General features: G+C 73.0%; 1 protein-coding gene and 1 pseudogene. Both read left to right on the top strand.

Annotated features, from left to right (window positions below; genetic code table 11):
- Window positions 1-235, top strand: a pseudogene (locus ACFU99_RS42145) (TetR/AcrR family transcriptional regulator); the annotation flags it as partial.
- A 246-nt stretch (window positions 236-481) separates the two neighbouring features.
- Window positions 482-1,900 (top strand): aldehyde dehydrogenase family protein, encoded by a 1,419-nt coding sequence (locus tag ACFU99_RS42140; RefSeq protein WP_384403686.1) that lies wholly within the window; start codon window positions 482-484, stop codon window positions 1,898-1,900.
- The last annotated feature ends 29 nt before the right edge of the window (window positions 1,901-1,929 follow it).

Raw genomic sequence — 1,929 nt, 5'->3', positions numbered from 1 at the left:
GGCCGCCCCCGTCGAACCCAACCACCTCGTCGCCGACCGCCTCCGCACCCTCCTCGCCGACCGCCTCCGCCTCGACGCGGCCGACCCCCGGCTGCGCGTCACCTTCCTCGTCGCCGTCGAGAGCGCGGACGCACTGCTCCGCCTCGCCTTCCGCGTGGACCCGGCCGGTGACCCGGCGATCGTGGCGGAGACGAAGGCGCTGCTGCGCGCTTATCTGGCCCGGACGCTCGACTGAGCCCGACTCGACCCGACCCGGCTCGGCGACTTGGGGCCGCTGCCGCGGAGTACGGCCGCCGGCCGGTGGCCGAAGTGCTGCGGTACGGGCCCGATCGCGCCGGTCCGAGGCGCGGCGGCGCGTGGCACCCTCGTCGTGGGCGTACGCGCCCCGCGGACCGGCCCCGACGGGCAGATGGCCCGCGCACCCGCAGACTCACGGCAGATCCACGGCAGATCCACGGCAGACCTACGGGAGGTCGACGCAATGAAGGCGCACGACGGCATGTACATCGACGGGGCCTGGCGTCCGGCGGCGGGGAGGGACACCATCGCCGTCGTCAACCCGGCCGACGAGCAGGAGATCGGGGCCGTGCCGGCCGGCACCGCGGCGGACGTGGACACGGCCGTACGGGCCGCCCGCGCGGCCCTCCCCGGCTGGGCCGCCACTGCCCCGGCCGAGCGCGGCGAGCGCCTGGCCGCGCTGCGCGAGCGGATCGTCGCCCGCGCCGACGAGATCGCCGAGACGATCACCGCCGAACTGGGCTCGACGCTCGCGTTCAGCAAGGCGGTTCAGGTCGGCATCCCGGTGGCGGTCACCGGCTCGTACGCCGAACTGGCCGCGAACTACGCCTTCGAGGAGAAGGTCGGCAACTCGACCGTCCTGCTCGAACCGGTCGGCGTGGTCGGCGCGATCACCCCCTGGAACTACCCGCTGCACCAGATCACCAACAAGGTCGCCCCCGCGCTGGCCGCCGGCTGCACCATCGTCGTCAAGCCGGCCGAGGACACCCCGCTCACCGCACAGCTCTTCGCCGAGTGCGCGGCGGAGGCCGGGATTCCGGCGGGCGTCTTCAACCTCGTCACCGGCCTCGGCGCGGTCGCGGGCCAGGCGCTCGCCGAACATCCGGGCGTGGACCTGGTCTCCTTCACCGGCTCCACCGCCGTCGGCCGGAAGATCGGCGCGATCGCCGGGGCCGCCGTCAAGCGCGTCGCGCTCGAACTCGGCGGCAAGTCCGCCAATGTCATCCTGCCCGGAGCCGATCTGCCGAAGGCCGTCGCCGTCAACGTCGCCGACGTCGTCCGCAACTCCGGACAGTCCTGCAACGCGCTGACCCGCATGCTCGTCCACCGCGACCAGTACGACGAGGCCGTCGCGCTCGCGGCGGAGGCGGCGCGTACGTACGCCCCCGGCGACCCGCGCGACGCGGAGAGCCGACTGGGCCCGCTCGTCAACGCCAAGCAGCGGGACCGGGTGCGCGGCTACATCGAGAAGGGGATCGAGGAGGGCGCCCGCCTCGTCACGGGCGGCGCCGAGCCCCCCGAGGGACAGAAGAGCGGCTACTACGTCAGTCCCACGGTCTTCGCGGACGTCACCCCCGACATGACCATCGCCCAGGAGGAGATCTTCGGCCCCGTCGTATCCATCCTCAAGTACGAGAACGAGGACGACGCCGTCCGCATCGCCAACGGCACCGACTACGGCCTCGCGGGCGCCGTCTGGGCCGCCGATGACGCCACCGCCACCGCCTTTGCCAGGCGCCTCGACGCCGGGCAGGTCGACATCAACGGCGGCCGCTTCAACATCCTCGCCCCCTTCGGCGGCTACAAGCGCTCGGGCGTGGGGCGAGAACTGGGCGCCCACGGCCTGACGGAGTACCTCCAGACGAAGTCGCTCCAGTTTTAGGCCAAAAGGCTGGCTTAATTCGCCGGGTG

The sequence above is a fragment of the Streptomyces sp. NPDC057654 genome, from assembly GCF_042800135.1.
Taxonomy (GTDB): Bacteria; Actinomycetota; Actinomycetes; order Streptomycetales; family Streptomycetaceae; genus Streptomyces.
Note: the sequence above shows the minus strand (reverse complement) of the source record. Positions and strands in the feature narration are given on the sequence as shown.

Coding starts and splice junctions, on each gene's coding strand:
- ACFU99_RS42140 (WP_384403686.1), top strand. CDS start 482: ATGAAGGCGCACGACGGCATGTACATCGACGGGGCCTGGCGTCCGGCG.